Source organism: Saccharopolyspora erythraea NRRL 2338 (assembly GCF_000062885.1).
GTDB lineage: Bacteria > Actinomycetota > Actinomycetes > Mycobacteriales > Pseudonocardiaceae > Saccharopolyspora_D > Saccharopolyspora_D erythraea.
Genome location: NC_009142.1, coordinates 5,994,330 through 6,020,569 on the forward strand (window position 1 = coordinate 5,994,330; position 26,240 = coordinate 6,020,569).

Sequence of the window (26,240 nt, forward strand, 5' to 3'; positions counted from 1 at the left end):
GGACTCCCGGATGACTATTGGTTCACTACCAGACCTTTGCGGCACATCATGGGGAGCGACCGGGGAGGTGTCAACACCCGGCCGGGTGCGAACGGCGAGACGAGTCGGTTTCGTTCGACACCAGGCGGGAATCGCGGCGCGGTCTTGACAGCGGGCAGCCGTCGGCGCACTCTGCCCAACTATCCAAAGGGCCAGAGACATACCAAAACAGCCCGCCGCCGCACGCCGGGAGGAACATCTGGTGACCGCACAACGACGACACCGCCAGCAAGTGGACTACGAGCACGTCGGCCACGACTACCTGGAGAACCGGTCGCTCAAGGGCGGTGCCGCGGGCTGGGTGCTGCTCGCGGGCCTCGGCGTCGCCTACGTCATCAGCGGCGATTTCGCGGGGTGGAACTTCGGTCTCGCCGAGGGCGGCTGGGGCGGCCTGCTCATCGCCACCGCGCTGATGGCGACCATGTACACCTGCATGGTCTTCGGCCTGGCCGAGATGGCCTCCGCCCTTCCCGTCGCCGGCGCCGGCTACGGCTTCGCCCGGCGCGCGCTGGGACCGCTGGGCGGCTTCGCCACCGGTACCGCCATCCTCATCGAGTACTCCATCGCCCCGGCCGCGATCGCGGTGTTCATCGGCGGGTACGTCGAGTCGCTCGGGCTGTTCGGGCTCACCAACAGCTGGCCGGTCTACCTGGTGTGCTTCGCGGTCTTCGTCGGCATCCACCTGTGGGGCGTCGGCGAGGCGCTGCGGCTGATGTTCGTGATCACCGCCGTGGCGGCGGTGGCCCTGGTGGCCTTCGTGCTCGGCATGATCCCGGAGTTCTCCACCGACAAGCTCTTCGACATCGCCCCGACCGGCGCCGCGGGCGCGAGCGAGTTCCTGCCGTTCGGCTACGCGGGCGTGCTGGCGGCCCTGGTCTACGGGATCTGGTTCTTCCTGGCCGTGGAGGGCGTGCCGCTGGCCGCCGAGGAGGCCCGCGACCCTCGGCGCGACATGCCGCGCGGCATCATCGCCGCGGTGCTGGTGCTGCTGTGCTCGGGGCTGGCGATCCTGCTGGTCGCACCGGGCGGGGCCGGCTCGTCGGTCATCGCCGGGGCCGACAACCCCCTGCCCGCGGCGGTCCGCGCCGCCAAGGGCGAGGGCAGCCTGCTGGCCGAGGTGGTCAACTACGTGGGGCTGGCCGGGCTGGTGGCGAGCTTCTTCTCGATCATCTTCGCCTACTCCCGGCAGCTGTTCGCGCTCTCCCGCGCCGGGTACCTGCCCCGCTGGCTGTCGGTGACCGGACGGCGCCGGACGCCTTACGCGGCCCTGATCGTGCCGGGCGCCATCGGCTTCGCGCTGGCGGCCATCACCCAGGACGGGGCGCAGCTGATCAACATCGCGGTCTTCGGCGCGACCGTGTCGTACGTGCTGCTGAACCTCTCGCACATCGTGCTGCGCCGCCGCGAGCCCGGCCTGGAGCGCCCCTACCGCACCCCGGGCGGCACCGCGACGACGGGCACCGCCCTGGTGCTGGCCGTGGCGGCGGTGGTCGCGACGTTCTTCGTCGACGAGGTCGCCGCGGCCATCACGGCGGCGATCTTCGTGGCGGCCCTGGCGTACTTCTGGTTCTACAGCCGCCACCACCTCATCGCCAACGCGCCCGAGGAGGAGTTCGCGGCGGTGGAGGCCGCCGAGGCGGAGCTGTCGTAGGCGCCCGCCGCGTCGCGGAGCTGTCGCAGGCGCCCGCCGCGTCGCGGAGCTGTCGCAGGCGCCCGCCGCGTCGCGGAGCTGTCGCAGGCGCCCGCCGCGTCGCGGAGCTGTCGCAGGCGCCCGCCGCGTCGCGGAGCTGTCGCAGGCGCCCGCCGCGTCGCGGAGCTGTCGCAGGCGCCCGCCGCGTCCGTCCGCCGCCCCCGTCGCCGGACGGACGCGGCGGTTGCGGGCGCGGACGTGGCCGCCCGGTCACCGGCCGGACGGCCACGTCCACACCCCTCAGCTTTTGTCCCCGTGAACAGAAGATGCCAGCCCGAGGGGTCCGGGTCGATGGTGTGTTCCCCCGGGCTGCCAGGCGGACTCCCCACTTCGCTGGTGGGGACTGCCCCACCCCCGGAGGGGGTGCACGCCAGGGCCGGGCAGCGCTACGGCGAGGTGCCGCCTCCCCAGCCTTCCTCGAACATCTCCTGGACCGCGGGATGCTCGAGCGCGTAGCGCTCCGGCCGCGGCGCCAGCCGGTGCCAGCCGAACCAGCTGTCCAGCACACCCCACCACAGCATCAGCAGGCCCAGCGTCAGCAGCACCGGGAACACCGCCAGCCACTGGTCCTTCCAGGGCTCCCCGCTGAGGTTGCCGGCCGCCAGCGGCAGCAGCATCAGCCCGGTGAACGCCGCCGAGCCGATCAGCACCCGCCGCAACCCGCGTTCCAGGCCGTGCCCGTTCCGGCAGCGCCGGCACCGGGGCACGAACCGGTAGGTCTGCCGCCACGTCTCGTAGAACCCGATGACGATGAACGTCTGCGTGCGGTCCCGGCTCAGGACGACGTCCACCCGGTCAGCGGGACTCGCCGGGGCATCGCAGAACCAGCACTCCATGGCGTCCACCGGGGCAGCGTAGCGAGCACGACGACGCGTCGGCGCCGATTGGCCGGAAGAGGAAATCCCCGGGCCCGGAGCTTCCCAGCGAGGGACCTTCCCCGCGCCGGGAGATCCCCGCCGGAAACCAGGAGCGGGGTGGTGATCCGGTGACGGGGGAACGAACCGGACCACCACCCCGCGGTGCGGCGCGTGCGCCGCCGCCTGCCGCGCGGCCCACGCGCCGCACTACCCGCGCCATCCCGCGCGCGGATGCTCAGACCTCGACGCTCTCCTTCTCCTCGGCCGCCGCGGCGCGCCTGGCCCGGCCCCACGGCGTGAACCGCACGATCAGCGGCCACAACAGGATCAGCACGACGACGCCGTAGACGGTGACCGAGAACGGGGTGTTGACCAGGCCGGTCAGGTCCCCGTCGCTGATCTGCAGTGCCCGCCGCATCTGCTGCTCGGCGCTCGGGCCGAGGATCACCGCGATGATCGCGGGCAGCACCGGCAGCCCGTAGCGGCGCATCGCGAAGCCGATCAGGCCGATGACGAACAGCAGCAGCAGGTCCAGCGACTCCCCGCCGACCGCGTAGGCACCGACGCTGGCGAAGAACAGGATGCCCGCGTAGAGGTAGGGCCGCGGGATCTGCAGCAGCTTGGCCCACAGCGGCGCCAGCGGCAGGTTCAGCACCAGCAGCAGCACCGAGCCGATGAACATGCTGGCGATCAGCGCCCACACCAGCTCCGACTCGCGCTCGAACAGCAGCGGGCCGGGCTGGATGCCGTACTGCTGGAACGCCGCCAGCATCACCGCGGCCACCGCCGTGGTCGGCAGGCCCAGCGTCAGCATCGACACCATGGTGCCCGCCGCCGAGGCGCTGGCGGTGGCCTCCGGCCCCGCCACGCCCTCGATGGCGCCCTTGCCGAACTCGTCGCGCCGCTTGGACAGCCGCTTCTCGGTCACGTACGACAGGAACGTCGGGATCTCCGCGCCGCCTGCGGGGATCGCGCCGAACGGGAACCCGATCAGCGGTCCGCGCAGCCACGGCTTCCACGAACGCTTCACGTCCTCGGCGCCCAGCCAGGGCCTCCCCACCGGGATCGCCTGGCCGGAGGTCCGGCGCAGGTGCGCGGCCACCCACAGCGACTCGCCGATGGCGAACAGCCCGACCGCCACGATCACCACGTCGACGCCGTCGGCCAGGTGCAGCAGCCCGAAGGTCAGCCGCTGCTGACCGGTCATCTCGTCCAGCCCGATCAGGCCGATGGTCAGGCCGATCAGCAGCGAGGCGATGCCCCGGATGCGCGAGCTGCCCAGCACCGAGGTGACCGCGATGAACGCCAGCACCATGATCGCCAGGTAGTCCGGCGCGCCGATGTTGACCGCCAGCGAGGCCACCGTCGGCGCCAGCAGCGTCAGCAGCGTGATACCGACGATGGCGCCGATGAAGTGCCCGATCGCCGCGGCCGCGAGCGCCTGCGCGCCCCGGCCCTTGCGGGCCATCGGGTTGCCCTCCATCGCCGCGACCACCGCCGCGCTCTCCCCCGGGGTGTTGAGCAGGATCGACGTGGTCGACCCGCCGAACATCCCGCCGAAGTAGATGCCGGCGAACATGATGAACGCGCCGGTCGGCTCCAGCGCGTAGGTCACCGGCAGCAGCAGCGCGACCGCCATCGCCGGTCCGATGCCGGGCAGCACGCCGATCGCGGTGCCCAGCAGCACCCCGATCGCCGCCCACACCAGGTTCATCGGTGTCAGCGCGGTGGAGAAGCCCTCCAGGAGCAGGTTCAGCGATTCCATGACTTCACAGCACCCCCATCAGCGGGCCGCCGGGCAGGGGGACACCGAGCAGGTGGTTGAAAACGACGTAGGTGAGCACCGACAGCACCGCCGCCACCAGCGGGTCGCGCACGGTGTCGCGGCTGCCCAGCGCGTAGGCGCAGCCCCAGAACAGGATCATCCCCGACAGCGGGAAGCCGATGACGTTGATCAGCACCGCGTTGGCCAGGAACGCCGCCGACAGCAGCAGCACCGTGCGCCAGTCGCTCGGCGCGGACAGGTCGACGTCCTCGCCGCTCTCGGCCTTGCCGCGACCGCCGCGCAGCACGTCGCGCGCCAGCAGCACCGACACCAGCAGCAGCAGACCGCCCACCAGGTAGGGCACGGTCTTCGGCCCGACCGGGCCGCGCTGGGTGAAGTCGGTGGCGATGGTGAAGGCGTCCACCAGCACCAGCACGCCCAGCGCGGCCAGGACCACGCAGATGCCGAGCTCGGAGTGCTCCTTCAGCCAGCCGTGCCGCGAGCGCCGGGGCTCGGCGGCGGGCCGGAGTTCGGTCGTGCTCATGCCAGCCCCAACTCCTTCAGGACCGAGGCGACCCGGTCGTTCTCCTGGCGCAGGAACGCGCCGAACTGCTCGCCCGGTGCGAACGCCTCGGTCCAGCCGTTGCGCCGCAGCGCGTCCTGCCACTCGGGGCTCTTGTTGAGCCGGGTGAACAGGGTGACCAGCTTCCTGCGGTCGGGCTCGGAGAGGCCGGGCGGTGCGACGATGCCGCGCCAGTTGGTGAACTCCACATCCACGCCGGCCTCGGTGAGGGTGGGCGCGTCCACGCCCGGCAGGCGCTCCTTGCCGGTCACCGCCAGCACCCGCAGCTCGCCGGCCTCGATCTGGTCGCGGTACTCGCCGATGCCGGAGACGCCGAAGGCGACCTTGCCGCCGAGCACCGAGGCCAGCAGCTCGCCGCCGCCGTCGAACGGGACGTAGTTGACCTGCTTCGGGCTCAGCCCGACGGCCCTGGCCATCAGCATCGGAGCCAGGTGGTCGGGGCCGCCGGGGGACGAGCCGCCGCCCACCGGCACGTCGCCGGGCCGGGCCTTCCAGTCGGCGATGAGCTGGTCGAGGTCGCGGTACGGCGAGTCCTTGCCGACGACAACGACGTTGGACTCCTCGATCAGCTTCGCCACCGGCGTGGTGTCCTGCAACGACACCGGCGAGTGGTTGGTGTAGACGCTGCCGACCACGCCCAGGCCCATCGACATCGCCAGCTTGCCGTTGCCGCGCTCGTTGACCACCCGGCCCAGGCCGACGGTGCCGCCCGCGCCGGGCAGGTTGAAGACCTCGACCCCTGCGTTGAGCTCGGCGTCCTCCATCGCCTTGACCGCGGTGCGCGCGGTTATGTCGTAGCCGCCGCCGGGCGAGTTCGGCACCAGCATCCGCAACCCGCGGATCTGGGCGTCGGCGCCGCTGTCGGTGCCGGTGCTCGCCAGCGGCGGCACCAGGAGCACCAGCAGCAGCGACGCGACGACCGCCAGCGCACTGCGTAGTCGCACGGTTGTCCCGCCTCTCCGTTGTGGTGGGAAAAAGTGAGTTGGGTCATGGTGAACACGCACCGCGCGTTCTGTCTCGCTTGCGCAAGCATCGATCGTTTTGTTCTTTGCGTAACCGGACCGGCCGCCGATCCGGGCTCCGAAGGACGCGACCCGGCGCCCCGACCTGCGGTTTCTCCGACCCGCGTGGTCCGCCGGCCGGAGGGGCGGGTTAACGTCGGCTTCCGCGAGCGAGGGAGGTGGAGGAGGTGCGAGGCTCGTTGTCGCGGCAGCTCCTGGTCTGGCAGCTGCTGATCATCTTCGTGCTGCTCGCCTCGATCGCGGTGTTCTCGGTGACCCAGTCCGACGCCGCGTTCCGCGCCACGGAGGGCCGCCGGATGCTCTCGGTCGCCGAGGACCTCGCGGCCACCGAAGGCGTCCGGGTGAGCCTGCCCGACCCGTTCCGCCACGACGTGCTGCCGATCCTGGCCGAGAGCGCCCGCAGCCTCTCCGGCGCCGACCACGTGATCATCGCCGACGGCCGCGGGATCGTGCTGACCTCGCCCGATCCCGGCCAGCGCGGGCAGCGGCTGCCGACTGGCGCCAGCACCGCGCTCTCCGGCCGGGCGTGGGTGGGCGAGATCGACACCGACGGCGTCGACTCCCTGGTCGCGCAGGTGCCGGTGATCTCCGCCGACGCGCGGATCATCGGCGTGGTCTCGGCGGGCCGGGAGACACCGGACGTGCTGCAGGGGCTGCGGGAGGCACCGCAGAACCCGCTGACGCTGCTGACCTTCGCCACCGTGCTGGGCATCGCGGGCTCGGTCTTGCTGGCGCGGCGGGTCAAGCGCCAGACTCTCGGCCTCGAACCGCAGGAGATCACCCGGTTGGTCGAGCACCGGGAGGCGCTGCTGCACGGCATCCGGGAGGGGGTGCTCGGCGTGGACCAGCAGAACCGGATCACGCTGGTCAACGACCAGGCCCGCGCGCTGCTGTCGCTGCCGGAGGACTGCGTCGGCAGGCCGATCGACGAGCTCGGGCTCAACGAGCGCGCCGCCGACGTGCTCACCGGCCGCGCAGACGGCGTCGACCAGATCGTGCTGCGCCGCGGCCGGGTCGTGGTGCTCAACCGGATGCCGATCTCCTCGGTCGGCGCCGTGGTCACGATGCGCGACCGCACCGAGCTGGTCGACCTGCGCCGCGAGCTGGACGCCCACCGCGACGTGACCGACACGCTGCGGGCGCAGGCGCACGAGTTCACCAACCGGTTGCACACCATCTCGGGGCTGATCGAGCTGGGCGAGTACGAGGAGCTGCAGCGCTACGTCGACCGGGTCAGCCACACCCGCGAGCAGTGGCACGCCGAGGTCGGCGCCCGGGTCGGCGACCCGGCGACCGCCGCGCTGCTGATCGCCAAGGCCAGCCTGGCCGCCGAGCGCGGCGTCGGCCTGCGGCTGCACGAGGGCGCGGCGCTCGGCGAGATCGACGAGCAGCTCTCGGCGGACCTGGTCACCGTGCTGGGCAACCTCGTCGACAACGCGCTGGACGCCCTGGAGGGTTCGCCGGGCAGCACGCGGGACTTCGTCGAGGTCGACCTGCGCCACGACGACGAGGTGACGGTCGTGGTGCGCGACTCCGGACCGGGCGTGGCGCCGGAGATCGCCGAGGAGGTGTTCCGCCACGGGTTCACCACCAAGGCCGCCCGGGGCGGCGAACGAGGACTGGGACTGGCGCTGACCAGGCAGATCTGCCGCCGCCGGGGCGGCTCGGTGCAGGTTCGCAACGACCGGGGCGCGGTGTTCACCGCCCGGCTGCCGATCGGCCCCGCTCCGGGAGGGACGTCGTGATCAAGGTTCTGGTCGTCGACGACGACTTCATGGTGGCCAAGATCCACAGCGGCTACGTCTCGCGGGTGACCGGCTTCGAGGTCGTCGGCACCGCCCACACCGGCGCCGACGCGCTGCGCGCGGTCGGCGAGCTGCGGCCCGAGCTGGTGCTGCTCGACATCTACCTGCCCGACATGGACGGCCTGGCCGTGCTGCGGGAGCTGCGGGCGGGCACCGCCAGGCCGTCGGCCGACCCCGACGTCATCGTGATCACCGCCGCCCGCGACCTGGACACCGTGCGCGGCGCCATCCGCGGCGGCGCGCTGCACTACCTGATCAAGCCGTTCAGCTACGAGGCGCTGCGCGACCAGCTCGAGAACTTCAGGTCGCTGCACCGCAGCCTCAGCGCGATGCCCGGGGACGCCCCGGCCGCGCAGCAGGACGTCGACCGGCTCTTCGGTTCCCGCGCGCGCGGCTCCTCGGCACCGCCCAAGGGCGTCTCCAGCGAGACCGCGCGGATCGTCGAGGACATCCTGCGCGAGCGTTCCGCCGAGGGCGGTGACCTCTCGGCGACCGAATGCGCCGACGCCACGGCGCTCTCCCGGGTCAGCGCCCGCAAGTACCTGGAGCACTTCGTGATGACCGGTCGCGCCGAGGTGCGCCTGCGCTACGGCGGCACCGGACGTCCGGAACGCCGCTACCGCTGGCTGTGAAACTCCGGTTCGCGGTCGCCCTGTTGCATGTCGTATGCGACGGGGCAAGACTTTTGCGCATGTAGGCGGCAAAGCGGTACTCGTTCTGCGGACGGCAAACCGACCGCACAACAGCCGTAACCCGAACAGTCGGTTCTCGTCGTCGTATGAAGCTGATCAACTTGCGCACCGAAACGGCAGAGCTATGTTCAGGAAGGCACCACCCACAACTGAATTGGCAATTCCACAGAACCGGGAGAGGAATTCGCGTTCCGCGAACGTCTCCCCGGATTCTTGTCATCCGATCCACGCATCAATCGAAGGAGCGGTAATGCTTATCAAGCGCGTCCTTGTCGCGGCGGCTCTCGGCCTCCCCCTGGTTTTCGGCGCCCCGGGCATGGCGGTGGCAGACGGCGACCACCACCACAAGCCGGTCGAGCACTGCAAGCAGCACGACTGCAAGCCCGCGAAGGAGCACTGCAAGAAGGACAAGGACTGCAAGCCTGAGAAGCAGCACTGCAAGAAGGACCAGGACTGCAAGTCCCACGAGGGCAAGAAGTCCCACCACGACAAGAAGTCCCACCACGGCAAGAAGTCCCACGGGGACAAGCAGGAACAGGCCCTGAACAACAGCAACACCCAGGTCAACGTGCACACCAACGAGCAGACGGGTACGCAGCACAGCTGAGCCTGTTCGGACCTCTCACTCGGTGGTGGCAGCCGCAGAGTAGCGCTTGGCCCGGAGTTCTCCTCCGGGCCAAGCGCTCTGCTGCGGATTCGAATTCCCGCGTTTTCCCTCAGCGCACCGCAAAGGGTGATCGTTTCGCCCGAGCCGATAGCACCGGCCCATTTCGCGCGTACCGCGCGATTCCGCCCAATCGCCGCGGGCTCTTCATTGACGACGCACGCGAGAAAGGGTTCCCGGAACGACAGGACACTCGAGGTTGCGTCACCCGAATCGCCGGAACCGGGTCAGTCAGCCGCGGGCAGGCGCAGCCCGTTGTAGCCGGCGCGGGCGTCCTCGAACCGCTTGGCCACCTCGTCCCAGTCGACCACGTTCCACAGCTGCTTGACGTAGTCGGCCTTGACGTTGCGGTACTGCAGGTAGTAGGCGTGCTCCCAGATGTCGAACACCAGCAGCGGCGTGGTGGCGATCGACAGGTTGGAGTGGTGGTCGCGCAGCTGCTGGGTGATCAGCCGCCGACCGACCGGGTCCCAGGCCAGCACGCCCCAGCCGTTGCCCTGGATCGTGGTCGACACCGCCTCCATCTGGGCGCGGAACTTGTCGAACGACCCGAAGTCCTGGTCGATGGCCGCCGCCAGCTCCCCGGTGGGCTTGTCCCCGCCGTCGGGGCTGAGGATCTTCCACCACACCAGGTGCAGCGAGTGGCCGGCCAGGTTGAACGCCAGCGTGGTCTCCAGCCCGACGATCGAGCCGAAGTCGCCCTTGTCCCGGGCCTCGGCGATCTTGTCGAGCGTGTCGTTGGCGCCCTTGACGTAGGTCGCGTGGTGCTTGCTGTGGTGCAGCTCGTTGATCTCCCCCGAGATCGCGGGCTCCAGCGCCGCGTAGTCGTAATCCAACTCGGGCAGCACGTACTGAGCCATTCCGGACTCCTCGCATCGATCTTGGCCCTTGCGACGCCGAGTCTCGAACCTCGAGCGCGCTGGAGGTCAACGGATCAGCGCGGGTGTTCTGCGTCACCGCGCCGCCGCTACCCGAACCGGCCCTGTCAGGGGCGTCGGCTCAGGCGCTAATGTGCGCGAGAACACATAGCCGACGGAGGCCGTGATGTCCGACCCGACGTGGCTCACCGCAGACCACGACCTTGACCGCCCGAACGGCGCACGGATCTACGACTTCTACCTCGGCGGCCAGAACAACCTGCTGTGCGACCGCACCTACGCGCGCAGGTTGCTGGCGCTGGTACCGGACCTGCGCCACGCCGCGCTGGAGAACCGGGCGTGCATGCGCCGCGTGGTGCGCATGTTCGCCGAGCGCGGCATCCGGCAGTTCCTCGACCTCGGTTCCGGCATCCCCACCGCGGGCAACACCCACGAGACCGCCCGCGAGGTCGCCCCGGACTGCCGCGTCGTCTACGTCGACAGCGAGCCGATGGCGGTCGCGCACGGCGAGCTGCTGCTGGACGGCGACCCGAACACCGCGATCGTGCGCAAGGACGTCCGCGACGTGCGGGCCGTGCTGGACGACGAGCAGACCCGGCGGCTGCTGGACTTCGACCAGCCCGTCGCGGTACTTCTGTTCGCGCTGATGCAGTTCATCCCCGACGACGACGACCCGGAGGGCATGCTCGGGCAGTACCGCGACGCGCTGGTGCCCGGCTCGTACCTCGCGCTGTCGCACCTGACCGGCGACGACCGGCCGGAGGAGATGGAGGCCGTCCGCCAGCTCACCATGCACGAGGGCAGGCCCAACACCCTGCGCAGCCGGGAGCGCGTGCGGGAGCTGCTGGCCGGCTTCGAGCTGGTGGAGCCCGGCGTGGTCCACCTCCCGCAGTGGCGGCCCGACCCGGGGCACCGCGACGACGAAATCCCCGTCGACCGGTCGATGGCCTACGTCGCCGTCGGCTGCAAACCCTGAGGACCGCAACGCACCGCCACACCGGCACGTCCCAGGTACGAGACGCCTGAAGTCTTTTGGCGTGCCATGACAACCCAAACGTCCCGTGGGCAGCCGGACACCGTTGGCCGGGGCGGCAATTCCCGGTGGCGACCTCAGCGGCGATGCGGACGAACCGCCCTTGCTAACGTGGCGGCGTGTCCGAGCAGACCAGCACCGCGACCTCGGCCCCCTCGGGCACCCGGAGCAAGCGCAAGATCAGCTGGGACGTGGTCCGCGCGGGCTGCGTGATGCTGGTCATGCTCTACCACGCGACGTTCCTCGGCGTCTTCCTGCACCCGGAGCTGGAAAGCCGCGAGCTGGTCTTCCCGTACCAGGTCGGGGCGAGCCTGCTGCTGCTGATCTCGGGCTACTTCGCCTGCGTGACCATCGGGCGCGGGCCGGTGCTGCGCTACTGGTGGGGCCGCGTCGCCCGGCTGCTGCCGCCCTTCCTGGCGGCGGTGGTGCTCATCTACGCGGTGATGCGGCTGTTCCCGGTGGACGGCTGGTTCGACCCGGGGTGGGGCGACCTGCTGGCCAACCTGCTCATGCTGTGGAACTGGCACCCGCAGGACCACCCCTTCATCGACGGCTCGCACTGGACGGTGCCGTTGCAGCTCATGGGCTTCACCGCCGCGGCGCTGCTGTACCGGTCGAGCTGGGGGCGCGGCCCGCGACTGCGGGTGGTGCTGTGGGCGGCGGTGCTGCTGCCGGTCGCGCAGTGGCCGCTGCGGGTGTCCAACCCGCCGGAGCTGTACCGCATGCTCGTCGACGGCATCGGCGCGCACCGCTGGCACCTGCTGGTGGCCGGGGTGGTGATCTGGCTGTGGTCGACCCGCCGCATCGGCACACCGCACTTCTGCGCGCTGCTGGCCTCGTGCATGGTCGCCCAGGCGCTGCACAACTACTCGGAGACGCCGGAGGGCCTGGTGGCCGACTGGGGCTCGACGGTCGCGGTCTGCGCCGGGATGGTGGTCGTGGCGGCGACCGCCTACGGCCCGGACTGGAACCGGGTCGTGCCGGACTGGGTGGGCAGGCGCGTCCAGTGGTTCGCCGGGATCTCCTACGGCGTGTTCCTCACCCACCAGACCATCGGCTACATCGTCTCGCGCAAGCTGCAGGACGCCGGTGCGGGACCGACCGCGCAGACCGCGGCGATGGTGGGCACCGGCGTGGTCGTGGGCTGGCTGCTGACCCGCGTCGTGGAACGTCCCGCGCACCGCTTCCTGATGGGCACCTACGACCGGCTGCGCCCCGGCCCCGCCAAGTCCGCCTGAGCAGCTCGCGAGGCGCTCAGCAACGCTCTCCGGGCCTCCCGGGCCTGCGCACGACGCGCGGCCGGGCCCAGCACCTCCGGACCCGGCCGCGCGCGGGTGTCTCAGAACGGCCGGCGCTGGAGCGGGCGCTCGTCCAGCGGCGTGTCGCGCACCGACACGCCGGCATCGACACCGCCCCACCTGCGCAGCGTCGCGGTCGCCTCGTCGCGCTCCGAGGCGGGCAGCGCCTCGATGTCGGCGCCGTGGTTGCCGCCGGGAACCACGTACTTGAAGGAGTCCTCGCTGCCGGGACCCAGCTCGAACGGCTCGGTGTTCCACGGGTCGTACTCGCCGTTGACGAACATCAGCTCCGAGCCCGCCGAGCGCACCCAGTCGTCGATCTCGCCCATCACGCCCGGCTCGAACGACATCGGGATGTCCCTGGGCACCAGCCCGCGCGGGTCGCTGAGGTCGTCGTGGTGCAGCAGGTCGGCCAGCGCCGCGTTCGACACGCCCGGCCAGCCGAGCTGCGTGCCCGCCTGGTAGTAGTACGGCACGTACTTCTCCACGCCCTGGTCGGTGTAGGAGGAGAACTGCACGGTCTTGTCGAAGAAGGCGTAGAGGTCGTCGGTGCTCGCGCCGGCGGCCGGGATCGTCGAGCAGCCCGCCTGGCCGCCGTACTGCCAGAACGTGAACGGGGTGTCGGAGACCACCAGCTCCAGCGCCCGGTCGATGCCGCCGATGGTCTTGTCGAAGGTGTAGCCCTCCTTCGCGGCGTAGTCGCCGAAGCGCTCGAGCATCTCGCCGCGCCGCAGCAGCGCCTCCCGCTGCGCGGTCACCAGCGCGTCCCGGCACGCCTGGTCGGTGCCGACGGTGGCCAGGAACTCGTCGTAGCCGTCGCGGTCGTTGTCGACGTCGTTGGGCGCGACGTAGGCGACCGTGCCGTCGACGTCGCCGGGGTAGAAGTGGCGGTGGTAGACCGCCGTCATCCCGCCCTTGCTGCCGCCGGTGGTGATCCACTCCTGGCCGTAGGCGGCCCTCAGCGCGTTGATGACCCGGTGCTCGTCGGTGGCCGACTGCCAGATGTCGAGCTCGTCCCAGTCGGCCGGCTCGGGCCGCGACGGCTTGAAGAACCGGTGTTCGAGGCTCACCTGGTTGCCGTCGAGCAGCTGGGTCGGCTCGGCGCGGCTGGCCTTCTCCGGCAGGTTGTACCCGCTGGTGTAGGCGACCGTGGGCCGCTCGAACCCGCGGTGGAGCAGGGTCAGCCGCTGCTGGAACACCCCGCCCGCCGGATCGCGGTGGTCGGCGGGCTGGGTGAACGTCAGGTCGAACAGCCGGAACCCCGGCTCGGTCGGCCGCTCACCCGTGATGGTGAGCCCCGGGATGCCGTCGAGCTTCTCCCGCACGTCGTCGGCCTGCGGGGCCGCTGCCGCCGGCATGCCGGTGAGCAGCAGCCCGCACGTGACGGTCGCGGTGACCAGACCACGCCACTTCATCTCGCCTCCCAGCGTCTCGTGGGACCCACGTGCCAGGTCGTCCGCCGCGTGCGGCTCCCGGTGGGGGCGGCGGCGCGTGCGGCGTCCGGCCGTTGATCGGCACCGAAAGTAGCCTGGGGCATAGCGCCGAGGAAGGCGAACCGATCGTGCTGTCGTGTTCCCGCAACCGGGCGGCGGCGGGCACCGGACTCGGGCGCGGAGCAGCCCACCCGCTCACCTGGAGGTGTACATGTCCGAATCGGACCTGCCGCGGCAGGCGCTGGACGTCCTGGCGCGCCCGAACCCGGCGGTGATCGCCACCGTCAACGCCGAGGGCGACCCGGTCACGGTCGCGACCTGGTACCTGTGGGAGAACGGGCAGGTGCTGGTCAACATGGACGGTGGCCGCGCGCGGCTCAAGCACCTGCGGCGCGACCCGCGCGTCTCGCTGACCGTGCTCAACGACGACGACTGGTACCAGCACATCAGCCTGCGCGGGAAGGTGGTCCGGATGGCCGACGACCCGGACCTGGCCGACATCGACCGCCTCGCGCGGCACTACCTCGGCAAGCCCTACCCGGACCGCGACCGGCCGCGGGTCAGCGCCTGGATCCAGGTGTCCTCCTGGCACGGCTGGAACATGGGTTGACCGCTGACCGGCTCCAGGCACGCTGGCCCACCCGCCTGGTCCACGCGGTTCGCGAGGGTCTTCGCGCGTCCGGCCGCCCGCGGTCGGACGCGAATCCCGCCCGCACGTCAGTGCGAGCCGTCGCTCGTGCGCGGCTCCTGGCGTGCCGAAGGTGCGCAGAAGCGCGCGATGCCATCAGCGCAGAACGCCCGGCGTGGCCACCAGTGCTCAGCTCGCGGCGCGGCCAAGCCCACCCGACCGGCGACCGACCGCGGAAACCGCTGGTCGAACGCTCGCGGTCGGCTGACAGCCCCCGGACGCGCACGCCCGCGCAGGGGTGCCGTCCCGCCCCGTACCGGCACCCCGTGCGCGCTCTGCGCTCGCTGCCGCTAAGCGCGGGCGTCGGCGTGCGCGACCTCCGGCGCGTCGGCGACCGGCTCCTCGTCGCGCTGCCTGGGCACGGCGACCTCGTCCCGCTCGATGTCAGCCATCGGCACCTGTCCGTTGTGGACGGTCGTGTCCACGTAGGTGTCGGAGTGCTCACCGGGGGCACCGGCCTCGGTGGCCGACAGGAACGGCTCGGCCGCGGCCAGCACCCGCTGCGCCCCGCGAACCCGTTCGGCCAGGTCCTGGCGCATCCGCAGCATGGTCTCGGCGTACTCGTCGGCCCGCCGGACGCGACGCTCGGCCTCCGCGGTCGCCTCCCGGACGCGGCGCTGCGCCTCCTGCCTGCTGGCGTGCTCGCGCTCGGCCTGCACCCGCATCTGCTCTTCCCGCCGGGCGGCCATCGAGATCTCGAAGTCCCGCTCGATCTGGGTCCGCCGCTCCTCGGCGTCGGTGTCGAGCTTGCGGCGGTACTGCTCTGCCTCGCGCGCCATCCGCTGGATGTCCTCGCGGGTGCGCCGCAGCGACTCGTTGCGCTGCTCCTCGGCCTGACGCCGCCACTGGTCGGCCTCGTTGACCAGGTTCTCGTAGCGGGTGCGCAGCTCGGCCGCCGACTGCTCGGCCCGCGCCCACTCGTGCTCGGCGGCGGCCTGCGCCGACGCGACGACCTCGGCGGCCTCGTCGTTGGCCAGCCGCACCATCCGGCGCATCCGGTCCGAGAGGCCCTCCTCGTCGATCGGCGTCCGGCTGACCCGGTCGAGCTGCGCTCGTAAGGACTCGATCTCGGCCCGCGACTGCTCGAGCTGCGCGGACAGGTCCGCGACCTGGCTCAGCGCCGAGTCGCGGTCCTCGGTCAGCATCCGGACCTCGGCCTCGGTCTGCTGGAGGTAGAACTTCACCTGCGAACGCCGGAACCCGTACCAGACGGTGTCGAAATCCGCTTTCAACGGCACGAGTTCCCGGTCATCGTTGTGCCCCACGGTCTCACCCCACACTCAAGTTGATCTTCATACTGTTGCTGGGAGCGAGCCACGCCCCGACGCGGCAAATTCCGTTGTACACCCCCGAAGCGGCTTGCGATGTGCTCCGGCGGACTGAACCGGTGGAGCCGCCGCAGTCACTCTGCGCAGGGACAACGGATCGCTGCGGGCCATTGTTCACCCCGGCCCGCGATAAGATCAACTGTTCGTTCTCGGGAAAGCCGCGCGACATCCGCTGTCGGCCCGACCGACACCCGGCGCGAAATCCCTGCTCGTGTCAGCTCTTTTCGGCCGGGCCGAGCACGCGCCGGAAAAGCGTCTCGATTTCATCTCGTGTCGGAACCGATTCGCGGACGACGCCCTGCAGCAGCAGCCCGCAGAACAGGGCGGACAGGACCTTGCCGGTGACCGGGTCGGTGTGGGCGGTGAACTCCTCGGCCAGCGCGGCGTCCCACTCGGTGCTCACGTGCGCCAGCGCGGGGCGGTGCAGCGCGGCGACGTAGAGCTCGTGCTCGACCACCGTGCGCGAGCGCTCCGGCCCGAGGTAGTGCAGCACCAGGTCGGCCAGCGCCGCGGCGAAGTCCGCGGAGGGGTCCAGGCCGCGGGCCCACTCGCGCAGCTGCGCGACGTCGTCGCCCGCCGCCTGGCGCAACGCCTCGGCCAGCAGGTCGTCGAGGTTGGCGAAGTAGTAGGTGGTCGATCCCAGCGGGACACCCGCGGCGGCGGCCACCGCGCGGTGGGTGAGCTTCTCGATGCCGCGCTCGGCGACGACGCTGATCGCGGCGCGGGCGATGCGCTCCCGCCGGGCGGGATCCTTCGGCCGCCCGGCCGGGCGAGCCGTGGAGGCGCGGCCGGACCTGTCGGTGGTGGACCGTCCCCCGCCGCTCGCGCGGGAGGCACCCGCGCCGGAACGCGAGGGCGCCGGACGCGGAGGTGCCGAACGCGATGAGCGCGACGGTGCCGGACCGGTCGATGTGGACCGCGCGGAACCGCCCGAAACGGACTGCCCGGACGCGGCCTCGCCCGCCGAGGCACGGACGGCGGCACCGCCCGCCGGGGCGTGCTCCGTCCCGGCTTCGCCCGCGTGGCCGCCTCCGGCCGCGGACGCACCCGAGGCGGGCTCGCCCGGCGCGGACTGGGTGGCCGCTGGCTCCGTGGTCGACATCGCGCTCCCGTCCTCCTCGATGGGCCAGCGTTGGGCGCCCCGCGGCGCGAGGTGCCACCTACAGCGTGTCACGACGAGGGGCCGCTGCGATGCGGTCCACGTCACCCAGCGTGTGTTTGGCCTGTTCATCCAGCAGGAAGACGGCTCGTCCCGGAATTCTCGCAAGCCGATGATGTACAGATGTACACCACCGGTGTTAGGGTCTTTCGCGGCACGAGGACGAACCCACTTCGAGGACGAAGTCGATCTGGCGCCACGCCTGCCGTGGCAGCCGACGAGAATTGCAGCGCCACCGCCTGATCGCCAGGAGGTGAGTTTCACGGCACGATGTGCTGGTGGCGGATGAGAAAAGAATCGAAGCCCGCGCCCAGATCGTTCCGGCGGCCCATTCGATTCCCGGCCGCTGTTCGTCCCCGCCGCGCCGACCGCAGGTGAACCGCCCGCATCGACGTCAACCGCGTGCGAGCCGGGCCCTCGCGCGTCCGGCACCGGCCGTGCCGCAGAACCGGAATTCGCGAAGAAGTCAACAAGAACGACAAAACGGGGAATAGGACATCCATGTCGGATACCGCAGAACCCACGCTGTTCATCGACGGCTCGTGGGTACCGGCCGAGGCCGGTGGCACGCGCCAGATCCACTGCCCGGCCGACGGCAGCCTGGTGAGCACGGTCGCCGAGGGCGGCCGGGCCGACGCCGAGCGCGCCGTCGCCGCCGCCCGGCGCGCCTTCGACGACGGAGCCTGGACCGGCACCTCGGCCTGGGAGCGCGGTGACCTGCTGCTGCGCGTGGCCGACATCCTGGTCCGCGACCGCGACCTGTTCGCCCGCACCGAGTCGCTGGACACCGGCAAGCGCCTGGTGGAGAGCGGCTACGACATGGACGACATCGCCGCCTGCTTCCGCTACTTCGGCAAGATCGCGGGCACCGAGGCGGGCAAGCTGGTCGACACCGGCTCGCCGGACGCCATCAGCCGCGTCAGCTACGAGCCGGTCGGCGTGTGCGGGATGATCACGCCCTGGAACTTCCCGCTGCTGCAGGTCGCCTGGAAGGTCGCGCCGGCCATCGCGGCGGGCAACACCTTCGTGCTCAAGCCCAGCGAGCTGACCCCGGGCACCGCGATCCTGCTGATGAAGGCGCTGGCCGAGGCCGGGCTGCCCGCCGGTGTCGGCAACCTGGTGCTGGGCACCGGGCCCGAGGTCGGCGCGGTGCTCTCCGAGCACCCCGACGTCGACCTGGTCTCCTTCACCGGCGGCCTGCACACCGGGCGCCGCGTCGCGGCCTCGGCGGCGGCCACGGTCAAGAAGGTCGCGCTGGAACTCGGCGGCAAGAACCCCAACATCGTCTTCTCCGACGCCGACTTCGCCACCGCCGTCGACTACGCGCTGACCGCGATCTTCCTGCACTCCGGGCAGGTGTGCTCGGCCGGTGCGCGGCTGATCGTGCAGGACGACGTGCACGACGCGCTGGTCGACGAGATCGTCCGCCGCGCCGGGATGATCCGGCTGGGCGGGCCGTTCGACTCCGACGCCGAGACGGGTCCGCTGATCTCGGCCGAGCACCTGGCCAAGGTCGAGGCCTACGTCGCCAAGTCCGTCGAGGAGGGCGCGGTGCTGCGCACCGGCGGGCGTCGCCCCGAGGGCGAGGAGTTCGCCAACGGGCACTACTACCTGCCGACCGTCCTCGACGAGGTCAAGCAGGGTTCCTACGCGGTGACCGAGGAGTCCTTCGGGCCGGTGCTGACCGTCGAGCGGTTCACCGACGAGGACGACGCGGTCCGCATCGCCAACGACACCCACTACGGCCTGGCCGGTGCGGTGTTCACCTCCGACGCCGGCCGGGCGCAGCGGGTGGCCAACAGGCTGCGCCACGGCACCGTCTGGATCAACGATTTCCACCCCTACCTCCCGCAGGCGGAATGGGGCGGTTTCAAGCAGTCCGGGGTCGGCCGCGAACTCGGCCGCGCCGGGCTCGGCGAGTACCAGGAGGCCAAGCACGTCTACCAGAACCTGCGGCCGCAGCCGCAGAACTGGTTCTCCCCGCGCTGATTCTCCGTTCTTTCCACACAGTCCGGAAACCGGAGGAATCGGCACCAATCAATTCACCGCCGCCGACCAGGCGGCATTTCTCAACAGATCGCGCAGCAACCACCCGTGTCCGCCCTCTCCGACGCATCCGGCGTCGGGGAGGGAAGACCGGGAAAGGAGTTCGGGGCATGAGCGCGCCCACCGGCGACGCCGAACTGAACGAGTTCGGCTACACCAACAAACTGAAAAGATCGCTCGGCGGTTTCCACACCTTCGCCGCCGGGGTCAGCTACATCTCGGTGCTCACCGGCACCTTCCAACTGTCCTACTTCGGGTTGTCATCCGGCGGTCCCGCCTACTGGTGGTCATGGCCGTTGGTGTTCCTCGGGCAGTTGATGGTGGCGTTGAGCTTCGCCGAGCTGGCATCGCACTACCCGATCGCCGGATCGGTGTACAACTGGTCGAAGAAGCTGGGTGGCCAGCACGTCGGCTGGCTGGCGGGCTGGATGATGCTGCTGGCCTCGATCGTCTCGATCGCGGCCACCGCGCTGGCCTACCAGCACACCCTCCCCCAGATCTGGGGCGCCTTCCAGTTCATCGGTGACGGCACCGGCACCAGCGAGGCCTCCAACGGCGTCGTGCTGGCGACCGCGCTGATCGTGTTCACCACGCTGGTCAACGCCTTCGGCGTCAAGCTGATGGCCCGCATCAACAGCGCGGGCGTGTTCATCGAACTGGTCGCGGCGGTGCTGCTGATCCTGTTCCTGGCCGTGGCCGCGACCCGCGGTCCCGAGGTCGTCATGGAGACGCAGAACACCGGGTCTGCCTACTCCAGCGGCTACCTCGGCGCGTTCCTGGTCGCCGCGATCGCCTCGTCGTACGTGATGTACGGCTTCGACACCGCCTCCTCGCTGGGCGAGGAGTCCATCGACCCGCGCCGCAACGCGCCCCGGGCGATCCTGCGCTCGCTGGTCGCCTCGTTCGTGCTCGGCGGCCTGATCATCCTGCTGGCGCTCATGGCCGCCAGGGACCTCAACGCGCCCGAGCTGACCTCCGACGGCCTGCAGTTCGTGCTCACCGACGCCCTGGGACCGATGGTCGGCCGGATGTTCCTGCTGGTGGTGTTCATCGCGATCACCGTGTGCGTGCTGGCCGTGCACACCGCCGCGATCCGCATCGCCTTCGCCATGGCCCGCGACAACGCGCTGCCCGGCGGCTCCAAGCTCGCCAGGGTCAGCCCGCGGTTCCAGACCCCGGTGACGCCCGCGATCATCATCGGTGTCATCGCGGTGGTGCTGCTGGTGGTCAACATCGGCCAGCCGCAGATCTTCTCGGCGGTCACCAGCCTGGCGATCATCCTGATCTACATCTCCTACCTGATGGTCACCATCCCGATGCTGGTCGCGCGGTTGCGCGGCAAGTGGTCGTCGGCCAAGCAGGAGGGCCGGTTCTGCCTGGGCAAGTTCGGTCTGCCGGTCAACGTCCTGGCGGTCCTGTGGGGCCTGGGCATGACGATCAACCTGGCCTGGCCGCGCCAGGAGGTCTACAACGCCGAGCCGCCGTTCCACTGGTACCTGCAGTGGAGCTCGGTCCTGTTCGTCGGGATCGCCGCGGGCGGCGGGTTCCTCTACTACTGGTTCGTCCAGCGCCACCGCATCGGTGTCCTGGCCGAGCATGCCGCCGCTCCCGCGTCCGAGCCCCCGGAGACCACCGCCGATCCCAAGCCGGCGATTTCCTGAGCAGAGAACGGAGATCACGAAGATGACCGAACAGTTCGACGATGTCTTCGACTACGTCGTGGTCGGCGGTGGCAGCGCCGGCGCCGCGGTCGCGGCGCGGCTGTCGGAGGACCCCGACGTCACCGTGTGCCTGCTCGAGGCCGGCCCGTCCGACGTCGGCGACAAGGCCATCCTGGAGCTCAACCGCTGGATGGGTCTGCTGGAGTCCGGCTACGACTGGGACTACCTGATCGAGCCGCAGGAAAAGGGCAACTCCTTCATGCGCCACGCCCGCGCCCGGGTGCTCGGCGGCTGTTCCTCGCACAACTCCTGCATCGCGTTCTGGGCGCCCGCCGAGGACCTCGACGAGTGGGAGTCGATGGGTGCCACCGGCTGGGGCGCCAAGGACATCTTCCCGCTCTACAAGCGGCTGGAGACCAACGACGGCCCCGGTGACCACCACGGCCGCAGCGGCCCGGTGACCCTGCGCAGCGTCCCGCCGAAGGACCCGTCGGGCGTGGCCCTGCTCCAGGCTTGCGAGCAGGCCGGCATCCCGATCACCGAGTTCAACTCGGGCAAGACCGTCACCCACGGCGCGAACTGGTTCCAGATCAACGCCCGCGAGGACGGCACCCGTTCCTCGTCGTCGGTGTCCTACCTGCACCCGATCATGGGCAAGCGGCAGAACCTGGAGGTCCGCACCGACGCCCGCGCCAAGAAGGTCAGCTTCGACGGCAAGCGCGCGACCGGCGTGGAGGTCCTGGCCCCCGACCTGATCCACACCCGCAGGATCGGGGCCCGCCGCGAGGTGGTGCTGTCCACCGGCGCCATCGACACCCCGAAGCTGCTGATGCTCTCGGGCATCGGCCCGGCCGAGCACCTGCGCGAGTTCGGCGTGGAGGTCCTGGTCGACTCCCCCGGCGTCGGCTCGAACCTGCAGGACCACCCCGAGGGCGTCATCGGCTGGGACGCCAAGCAGCCGATGGTCTCCGACTCCACGCAGTGGTGGGAGATCGGCATCTTCACCACCACCGAGCCCGGCCTGGACCGGCCGGACCTGATGTTCCACTACGGCTCGGTGCCCTTCGACATGCACACCGCGCGGCAGGGCTACCCGACCACCGAGAACGGCTTCTGCCTGACCCCGAACGTCACCCGCAGCCGCTCGATCGGCACGGTGCGCCTGCGGTCCCGGGACTACCGGGACAAGCCCGCGGTCGACCCGCGCTACTTCACCGACGAGCACGACATGCGGGTGATGACCGAGGGCATCAAGCTCGCCCGCAGGATCGTGTCCCAGGACGCGATGCGCGAGTGGGCGGGCGCCGAGCTGCACCCGGGACCGGACGTGGTCACCGACGACGAGATCGCCGACTACATCCGCAAGACCCACAACACCGTCTACCACCCTGCCGCGTCGGTGCCGATGGGCGCCGACGACGACCCGAACGCCCCGCTGGACGCGCGGCTGCGGGTCAAGGGCGTGCAGGGCCTGCGCGTGGCCGACGCCTCGGCGATGCCGTTCCTGGTGGCGGTCAACCCCAACATCACCACCATGGCGATCGGTGAGAAGTGCTCCGACATGCTCAAGGAGGACAACGCCTGACCTTTCGCCCGTTCGCGCGGGCCCTCCGGTCCCCCGTCCCGGAGGGCCCGCGCGAGCACTGACCGGCGCTGCGGCGCGGGATTTCCCCGCGCCGCAGCGCCTTTCAGTCCGATGTGGACAACTTCGGTCTCCGCTCCCGGTCAGTCAGCTCGCCTTCCGCCGCGGGAGGCGGTGCAGCTCCACCGCACCGAGCCGTCCGTCGACAACCTCCGCCGTCATGTAGGTGCAGTGCGGCTGGCGTCGGCGGTCGGTGGGCGAGCCCGGGTTGAGCAGCCGGAGACCGCCCGGCGTGACGCTGTCCCACGGGATGTGGCTGTGTCCGAAGACCAGCACGTCGGTCTCCGGGAACCACCGGTCGCACCGCGCTTCCCGGCCCTCGGCCGCGCCGGTCTCGTGGATCATCGCGAAGCGGACCCCGCCCAGCTCGACCCGCGCGACCTCGGGCAGCCGGGCACGCAGCTCCGGACCGTCGTTGTTGCCGAACACCCCGACCAGCCGGGCGCTGCGCGCCTCCAGCTCCTCCAGCGAAGCCAGGTCGACCCAGTCACCGGCGTGGAAGACGACGTCCGCCGCGGCCACCGCGTCCCAGACCTCGTCCGGCAGCGCCTTGGCCCGCTTCGGCAGGTGCGTGTCCGCGATCAGCAGCAACCGCATGGCACCAGTCTCGCCGACAGGAGCCCGGTCCACCAACCGCGTGGAAGCCCATGGGGCGCAGCCGGCGCGGCAATCCGATGTGGACACGGGAGGATCGTCGAGCACACCGGCGCCCGTCCGGTTCGGAAAGATCCGGACGGGCGCCGGGTGGTTGCGCGTCCCCGGTGCCGTTCCACGGCGCCGGCCAGGCGGAACCGGCGTCCGCGGAGTGCGGCCTCGCGGAACGGACTACCCGATGGTGGTCGTGGTGAGCACCGGGTTCGGGTTCGGGAAGCAGCGCGACGGCACCTGCTGGTCACCGATGATCGAGCCGACGACCGCGGTGAAGGTCAGGCCCGGGTCGTCGTGGCTGGTGCCGTGCAGCTTGGTCTCGATCGTCCCGGACTGCCCCGCGGTCAGGTGCGCGGTGACCGTGGGCAGCTCGAACTGCTGGCCGCCGCCGATCGGGCCGTCGAGGTGCAGGACGGCGACGTTGCCGTCGAGGGTGATCGTCGGCGGGTTCGGCCCGAGGTTCGAGCCGCCCGCGAGGTCGGCGGAGACGAAGGTCGAGTTCGCCGGGATCGGGATCTTCAGGTCCAGCCCCTCGACGCGCTTGACGGTGTATCCGTTGACCTCACCGGGGATGGTGTTCACCGCCGGGTCGATCACGACGTCCAGCGCCGCGCCGGGAGCGACCGTCGCGGGTGCGGTCACGTCGGTGGTCTGGGAGAGGGTGAACAGCTGCTCACCCACGGGGGAGTCTCCGGAGCAGTCGAAGTTGACGTCGAACGACGCCGCGGCGGCCTGGGGAGTGAACGCCAGGGCCGCGACGGCGGCCACGGCGGTCGCGACGAAGGTGCGTCTGCCACTTGGACGATGAGCGGACTTCATTGGCCTCACCTCGGAAAACAGTCGGGGGATGGGCGAAGGGCCGCGCGGCGCTGGAGATATTTACTGACGAGTAGGGACGGCGTCAACGAAGTGCGGGTTCGCGGAATTGCCAGGTTTTTCCCGGTTGCACCGACCGTGATCCGCCACGCCGGGGTCAACCGCCGGCAGCGGGGCGATGTTCGCCAATGCCGAGATTCCGGCAACACCCGTTCGCCGCAACGGCTCGGCTCTCGGTGACCGGCAGCGGCCGAACGAGTGCTTCTGCCCTGCCACTCTGCTGCCACCCGTCCGCACCCGGGAGCGTTCGACGCACCTTTCCCGCGGTGAGAACTTCGTCGAATGTTGCGCGCCGGCGCGACTTCGGCGGATCCGTGCCCGCGTTCAGCCCAGGCTGTGGCCCGCGCGCCGCTCGACGATCCGGACGGCGGCGCTGTGGTCGAGGTCGCCGCCGCCGGACTCGACGAGCTCCTCCATCGCCCTGGCCGCCGCCTCGAAGACCTGGTTGTCCACCACGCCTTCGGTGAGTTCGCGGATGATGCCGATGTCCTTGAGCTGCGTCCTGGCGGCCGCGCCGAGCGTGAAGTCCCGGCGCAGCATGCGGTCGCCGTGCAGCTCCAGGATGCGGCTGGCGGCGTAGCCACCGAGCAGCGCCTCGCGCACCGCGGCCGGGTCGGCGCCCAGCGCGGACGCGGTGACCAGCGCCTCGGCGACGACCGCGATGCCCGCCGTGACGACGAGCTGGTTGCACGCCTTGGCGATCTGGCCCGCACCGGGGCCTCCGCACACCACGACCCGGCCGGCGAACGCTCGGATCACCTCGTCGGCCGCGGCGACGTCGGCCTCGGTGCCGCCGACCATGACCGACAGCGAACCCGCCCGCGCGGCGGTCGGGCCGCCGGAGACCGGGGCGTCGACGACGGCGCAGCCGCGCGCGTGCAGGTCGTCGGCCAGCGACCGCGCGTCCGCGGGCGCGCACGTGCTGGTGTCGACCACCACGAACTCCCCGCCGTCGGCGAGCAGGCCGTCGACCACCGCGGCGCGCACCTGCGGTCCCGACGGCAGCGACACGACCACCACCGGCTTCGGGCTCGCCGCGCGCAACCGCCCGGCGAGCGCGCGCACGTCGTCGACGACCCGGACGCCCTCCCGCGCGGCCGCTTCCCGGGTGCCCTGGCTGCGCGAGGTGGCCACCACGTCCAGTCCCGCCTCGGCCAGTCGCAGCGCGAGGTTCGCGCCCATCGGTCCCAGCCCGATCACACCCACCGGCGTGCTCATGGTGTCCTCCTCGCATCGGCGTCCGGCCCGCGCTGTTGCCGGTGGTCCATCCTGCACGGCAGCATGGCGGCCATGCGCCTCGGCCTGGCACTGCCGCAGTTCGGCCCCTTCGCCGACCCGTCCGCCGTCGCGAGCGTCGCGGCCGAGGCCGAGTCGATGGGCTTCGACTCCCTCTGGGCTGCCGAGCGGGTGCACGCCCCGCTGGAGCCGATGGATCCGTACCCGGGCGGCAACGGGACGTTCCCGGAGCTGTTCCGGGCCGGGCTGGACCCGCTGCTCACCCTCACCGTCGCCGCCACGGCCACCAGCCGCGTCCGGCTCGGCACCAGCACGCTCAACGCTCCGCTGCACTCCCCGATCCACCTCGCGCGCGCCCTCGCCGGGATCGACCGGCTCAGCGGTGGCCGGCTGGTCGCCGGGTTCGGGCTGAGCTGGTCGCGCGACGAGTACCTGGCCGTCTCGGTGCCGTGGGAGCAGCGCGGGGCGCGCCTGGACGAGACGATCGACGTGCTCGAAGCCCTGTGGTCGCCCGATCCGGTCGAGCACCGCGGCCGGTTCTGGACGATCAGCCGCGGCACCTTCGGACCGAAGCCGGTGCAGGACCGCCTGCCGATCTACCTCGGCGGCGCCTCGCCCGCCGCGCTGCGCCGCGCCGGCCGCCGTGCCGACGGCTGGCTCGGCCTGCCGCTGCCGCCGGAGGCGTTGCAGCAGGTGCTCGCGGCGCTGCGCGGTCACGCGCGGAAGGCGGGCCGGGAGCCGGTGCGCACCGCGCTGCGGATCAACCCGCAGCTCCAGGACGGCCCCTCGGGCGATCCGGCGACCTCCACGGTGGAGGACGTCTGCCGGTATCTGCGGCAGGTCGCCGAGCTCGGGGTCGAGGAGGCGTTCGTCGACCTCCAGGGCAGCGCCCGTTCGGCCGAGGAGCTGCTCGATCTCGCGGGCCGGTTCCGCAGGACCTTCGCTTCCTGAGCACGACCTACCCGCCGCAGGCGTCGACATCGCGGTCGCCGAGCCTGTCCTTGAGCTTTTCAGCGGCGCAGCCGCTCGGTCCACGCCACCCGCACCGCCACGCGAGACAGGCACCCGGGAGCCGACGCCCGCAGCCGCACGCGTCATCGTTCTGGCCACGGCCGCCCGCATCGCCGCACGTCGCACCGTGTGCGCCACCTTGCGCCCTTCGAGGGCTAGCGCACATACCGTCTAGTCGGTACGGTC

At 71.2% G+C, this 26,240-nt stretch carries 22 protein-coding genes; 11 read left to right on the forward strand and 11 right to left on the reverse strand.

Translation table 11 applies throughout. The features are described 5' to 3' along the window. Window positions 1-241 precede the first annotated feature (241 nt). The gene (eat, locus tag SACE_RS25860) at window positions 242-1,690 is read left to right on the forward strand and encodes an ethanolamine permease (protein WP_011874695.1); all 1,449 of its coding nucleotides are present in this window, start codon (window positions 242-244) and stop codon (window positions 1,688-1,690) included. Window positions 1,691-2,115: 425 nt separating this feature from the next. Here eat and SACE_RS25865 read toward each other — a convergent pair whose 3' ends face one another. The 4 genes from SACE_RS25865 to SACE_RS25880 all read right to left on the reverse strand — a co-directional run bounded on the left by SACE_RS25865 (window position 2,116) and on the right by SACE_RS25880 (window position 5,878). Beyond that, window positions 2,116-2,565 (reverse strand): hypothetical protein, encoded by a 450-nt coding sequence (locus tag SACE_RS25865; protein ID WP_231850089.1) that lies wholly within the window; start codon window positions 2,563-2,565, stop codon window positions 2,116-2,118. 256 nt (window positions 2,566-2,821) lie between these two features. Then, entirely contained in the window at window positions 2,822-4,351 is a 1,530-nt protein-coding gene (locus SACE_RS25870; RefSeq protein WP_009951417.1) for a tripartite tricarboxylate transporter permease, read from the reverse strand. 4 nt (window positions 4,352-4,355) lie between these two features. Then, the gene (locus SACE_RS25875; RefSeq protein ID WP_009951415.1) at window positions 4,356-4,895 is read right to left on the reverse strand and encodes a tripartite tricarboxylate transporter TctB family protein; all 540 of its coding nucleotides are present in this window, start codon (window positions 4,893-4,895) and stop codon (window positions 4,356-4,358) included. Further along, complete coding sequence (locus tag SACE_RS25880) at window positions 4,892-5,878, reverse strand: tripartite tricarboxylate transporter substrate binding protein (protein ID WP_009951414.1); 987 nt, start codon at window positions 5,876-5,878, stop codon at window positions 4,892-4,894. The genes SACE_RS25875 and SACE_RS25880 overlap by 4 nt, the downstream gene beginning before the upstream one ends. 236 nt (window positions 5,879-6,114) lie before the next feature. Here SACE_RS25880 and SACE_RS25885 point away from each other — a divergent pair, with 236 nt between their 5' ends. From SACE_RS25885 to SACE_RS25895, 3 genes are all read left to right on the forward strand, one after another. Continuing rightward, window positions 6,115-7,701, forward strand: a complete 1,587-nt coding sequence (locus tag SACE_RS25885; RefSeq protein WP_009951412.1) for a sensor histidine kinase — start codon at window positions 6,115-6,117, stop codon at window positions 7,699-7,701. After that, a complete protein-coding gene (locus tag SACE_RS25890; RefSeq protein ID WP_009951411.1) occupies window positions 7,698-8,393 on the forward strand; it encodes a response regulator in 696 nt (231 codons plus the stop codon). The genes SACE_RS25885 and SACE_RS25890 overlap by 4 nt, the downstream gene beginning before the upstream one ends. A gap of 310 nt (window positions 8,394-8,703) precedes the next feature. Then, a complete protein-coding gene (locus SACE_RS25895; protein ID WP_009951410.1) occupies window positions 8,704-9,060 on the forward strand; it encodes a hypothetical protein in 357 nt (118 codons plus the stop codon). A gap of 284 nt (window positions 9,061-9,344) precedes the next feature. On the opposite strand, the gene SACE_RS25900 is transcribed toward SACE_RS25895, so the two are convergent. After that, window positions 9,345-9,977: a superoxide dismutase gene (locus SACE_RS25900; RefSeq protein WP_011874698.1), complete on the reverse strand. Its 633-nt coding sequence runs from the start codon at window positions 9,975-9,977 to the stop codon at window positions 9,345-9,347. A 184-nt stretch (window positions 9,978-10,161) separates the two neighbouring features. Between SACE_RS25900 and SACE_RS25905 the strand changes: the two genes are divergently transcribed. Beyond that, on the forward strand, window positions 10,162-10,971 hold the full coding sequence (locus SACE_RS25905; protein WP_009949497.1) for an SAM-dependent methyltransferase: 810 nt from the start codon (window positions 10,162-10,164) through the stop codon (window positions 10,969-10,971). 176 nt (window positions 10,972-11,147) lie between these two features. Then, window positions 11,148-12,266, forward strand: coding sequence for an acyltransferase family protein (locus SACE_RS25910; RefSeq protein WP_009949495.1), 1,119 nt, complete (start codon window positions 11,148-11,150; stop codon window positions 12,264-12,266). A gap of 101 nt (window positions 12,267-12,367) precedes the next feature. Here SACE_RS25910 and SACE_RS25915 read toward each other — a convergent pair whose 3' ends face one another. After that, window positions 12,368-13,741 carry a S28 family serine protease gene (locus tag SACE_RS25915; RefSeq protein WP_009949493.1) on the reverse strand — a complete coding sequence of 458 codons (1,374 nt, stop codon included), beginning with the start codon at window positions 13,739-13,741 and terminating at the stop codon, window positions 12,368-12,370. A 229-nt stretch (window positions 13,742-13,970) separates the two neighbouring features. Between SACE_RS25915 and SACE_RS25920 the strand changes: the two genes are divergently transcribed. Continuing rightward, window positions 13,971-14,369: a PPOX class F420-dependent oxidoreductase gene (locus tag SACE_RS25920; RefSeq protein WP_009949492.1), complete on the forward strand. Its 399-nt coding sequence runs from the start codon at window positions 13,971-13,973 to the stop codon at window positions 14,367-14,369. 368 nt (window positions 14,370-14,737) lie between these two features. On the opposite strand, the gene SACE_RS25925 is transcribed toward SACE_RS25920, so the two are convergent. Next, on the reverse strand, window positions 14,738-15,712 hold the full coding sequence (locus tag SACE_RS25925; protein WP_231849785.1) for a coiled-coil domain-containing protein: 975 nt from the start codon (window positions 15,710-15,712) through the stop codon (window positions 14,738-14,740). A 277-nt stretch (window positions 15,713-15,989) separates the two neighbouring features. After that, on the reverse strand, window positions 15,990-16,877 hold the full coding sequence (locus SACE_RS39990; protein WP_009949490.1) for a TetR/AcrR family transcriptional regulator: 888 nt from the start codon (window positions 16,875-16,877) through the stop codon (window positions 15,990-15,992). 558 nt (window positions 16,878-17,435) lie between these two features. On the opposite strand from SACE_RS39990, the gene SACE_RS25935 reads away from it, so the two are divergent. The 3 genes from SACE_RS25935 to SACE_RS25945 all read left to right on the forward strand — a co-directional run bounded on the left by SACE_RS25935 (window position 17,436) and on the right by SACE_RS25945 (window position 22,226). Continuing rightward, window positions 17,436-18,923: an aldehyde dehydrogenase family protein gene (locus tag SACE_RS25935; RefSeq protein ID WP_009949489.1), complete on the forward strand. Its 1,488-nt coding sequence runs from the start codon at window positions 17,436-17,438 to the stop codon at window positions 18,921-18,923. A 167-nt stretch (window positions 18,924-19,090) separates the two neighbouring features. Next, window positions 19,091-20,641: an APC family permease gene (locus SACE_RS25940; protein ID WP_009949488.1), complete on the forward strand. Its 1,551-nt coding sequence runs from the start codon at window positions 19,091-19,093 to the stop codon at window positions 20,639-20,641. A gap of 22 nt (window positions 20,642-20,663) precedes the next feature. After that, the gene (locus SACE_RS25945; RefSeq protein WP_009949486.1) at window positions 20,664-22,226 is read left to right on the forward strand and encodes a GMC family oxidoreductase; all 1,563 of its coding nucleotides are present in this window, start codon (window positions 20,664-20,666) and stop codon (window positions 22,224-22,226) included. Window positions 22,227-22,370: 144 nt separating this feature from the next. Here the strand turns inward: SACE_RS25945 and SACE_RS25950 are convergent, their stop codons facing one another. The 3 genes from SACE_RS25950 to SACE_RS25960 form a co-directional block, all read right to left on the reverse strand. Next, entirely contained in the window at window positions 22,371-22,880 is a 510-nt protein-coding gene (locus tag SACE_RS25950) for a metallophosphoesterase family protein (protein WP_009949484.1), read from the reverse strand. Between the two features lie 228 nt (window positions 22,881-23,108). After that, entirely contained in the window at window positions 23,109-23,750 is a 642-nt protein-coding gene (locus SACE_RS25955) for a hypothetical protein (RefSeq protein WP_011874699.1), read from the reverse strand. A 381-nt stretch (window positions 23,751-24,131) separates the two neighbouring features. Further along, window positions 24,132-25,025, reverse strand: a complete 894-nt coding sequence (locus SACE_RS25960) for an NAD(P)-dependent oxidoreductase (protein ID WP_009949482.1) — start codon at window positions 25,023-25,025, stop codon at window positions 24,132-24,134. Window positions 25,026-25,097: 72 nt separating this feature from the next. Between SACE_RS25960 and SACE_RS25965 the strand changes: the two genes are divergently transcribed. Further along, complete coding sequence (locus SACE_RS25965) at window positions 25,098-25,994, forward strand: TIGR03619 family F420-dependent LLM class oxidoreductase (protein ID WP_011874700.1); 897 nt, start codon at window positions 25,098-25,100, stop codon at window positions 25,992-25,994. Window positions 25,995-26,240: the final 246 nt, after the last annotated feature.

What these genes read in the sequence shown, in the direction of transcription:
- SACE_RS25865 (WP_231850089.1), bottom strand. Translation starts at nt 2,565, where the DNA reads ATGGAGTGCTGGTTCTGCGATGCCCCGGCGAGTCCCGCTGACCGGGTG.
- SACE_RS25870 (WP_009951417.1), bottom strand. Translation starts at nt 4,351, where the DNA reads ATGGAATCGCTGAACCTGCTCCTGGAGGGCTTCTCCACCGCGCTGACA.
- SACE_RS25875 (WP_009951415.1), bottom strand. Translation starts at nt 4,895, where the DNA reads ATGAGCACGACCGAACTCCGGCCCGCCGCCGAGCCCCGGCGCTCGCGG.
- SACE_RS25895 (WP_009951410.1), top strand. Translation starts at nt 8,704, where the DNA reads ATGCTTATCAAGCGCGTCCTTGTCGCGGCGGCTCTCGGCCTCCCCCTG.
- SACE_RS25900 (WP_011874698.1), bottom strand. Translation starts at nt 9,977, where the DNA reads ATGGCTCAGTACGTGCTGCCCGAGTTGGATTACGACTACGCGGCGCTG.
- SACE_RS25905 (WP_009949497.1), top strand. Translation starts at nt 10,162, where the DNA reads ATGTCCGACCCGACGTGGCTCACCGCAGACCACGACCTTGACCGCCCG.
- SACE_RS25915 (WP_009949493.1), bottom strand. Translation starts at nt 13,741, where the DNA reads ATGAAGTGGCGTGGTCTGGTCACCGCGACCGTCACGTGCGGGCTGCTG.
- SACE_RS25920 (WP_009949492.1), top strand. Translation starts at nt 13,971, where the DNA reads ATGTCCGAATCGGACCTGCCGCGGCAGGCGCTGGACGTCCTGGCGCGC.
- SACE_RS39990 (WP_009949490.1), bottom strand. Translation starts at nt 16,877, where the DNA reads ATGTCGACCACGGAGCCAGCGGCCACCCAGTCCGCGCCGGGCGAGCCC.
- SACE_RS25935 (WP_009949489.1), top strand. Translation starts at nt 17,436, where the DNA reads ATGTCGGATACCGCAGAACCCACGCTGTTCATCGACGGCTCGTGGGTA.
- SACE_RS25940 (WP_009949488.1), top strand. Translation starts at nt 19,091, where the DNA reads ATGAGCGCGCCCACCGGCGACGCCGAACTGAACGAGTTCGGCTACACC.
- SACE_RS25945 (WP_009949486.1), top strand. Translation starts at nt 20,664, where the DNA reads ATGACCGAACAGTTCGACGATGTCTTCGACTACGTCGTGGTCGGCGGT.
- SACE_RS25950 (WP_009949484.1), bottom strand. Translation starts at nt 22,880, where the DNA reads ATGCGGTTGCTGCTGATCGCGGACACGCACCTGCCGAAGCGGGCCAAG.
- SACE_RS25955 (WP_011874699.1), bottom strand. Translation starts at nt 23,750, where the DNA reads ATGAAGTCCGCTCATCGTCCAAGTGGCAGACGCACCTTCGTCGCGACC.
- SACE_RS25960 (WP_009949482.1), bottom strand. Translation starts at nt 25,025, where the DNA reads ATGAGCACGCCGGTGGGTGTGATCGGGCTGGGACCGATGGGCGCGAAC.
- SACE_RS25965 (WP_011874700.1), top strand. Translation starts at nt 25,098, where the DNA reads ATGCGCCTCGGCCTGGCACTGCCGCAGTTCGGCCCCTTCGCCGACCCG.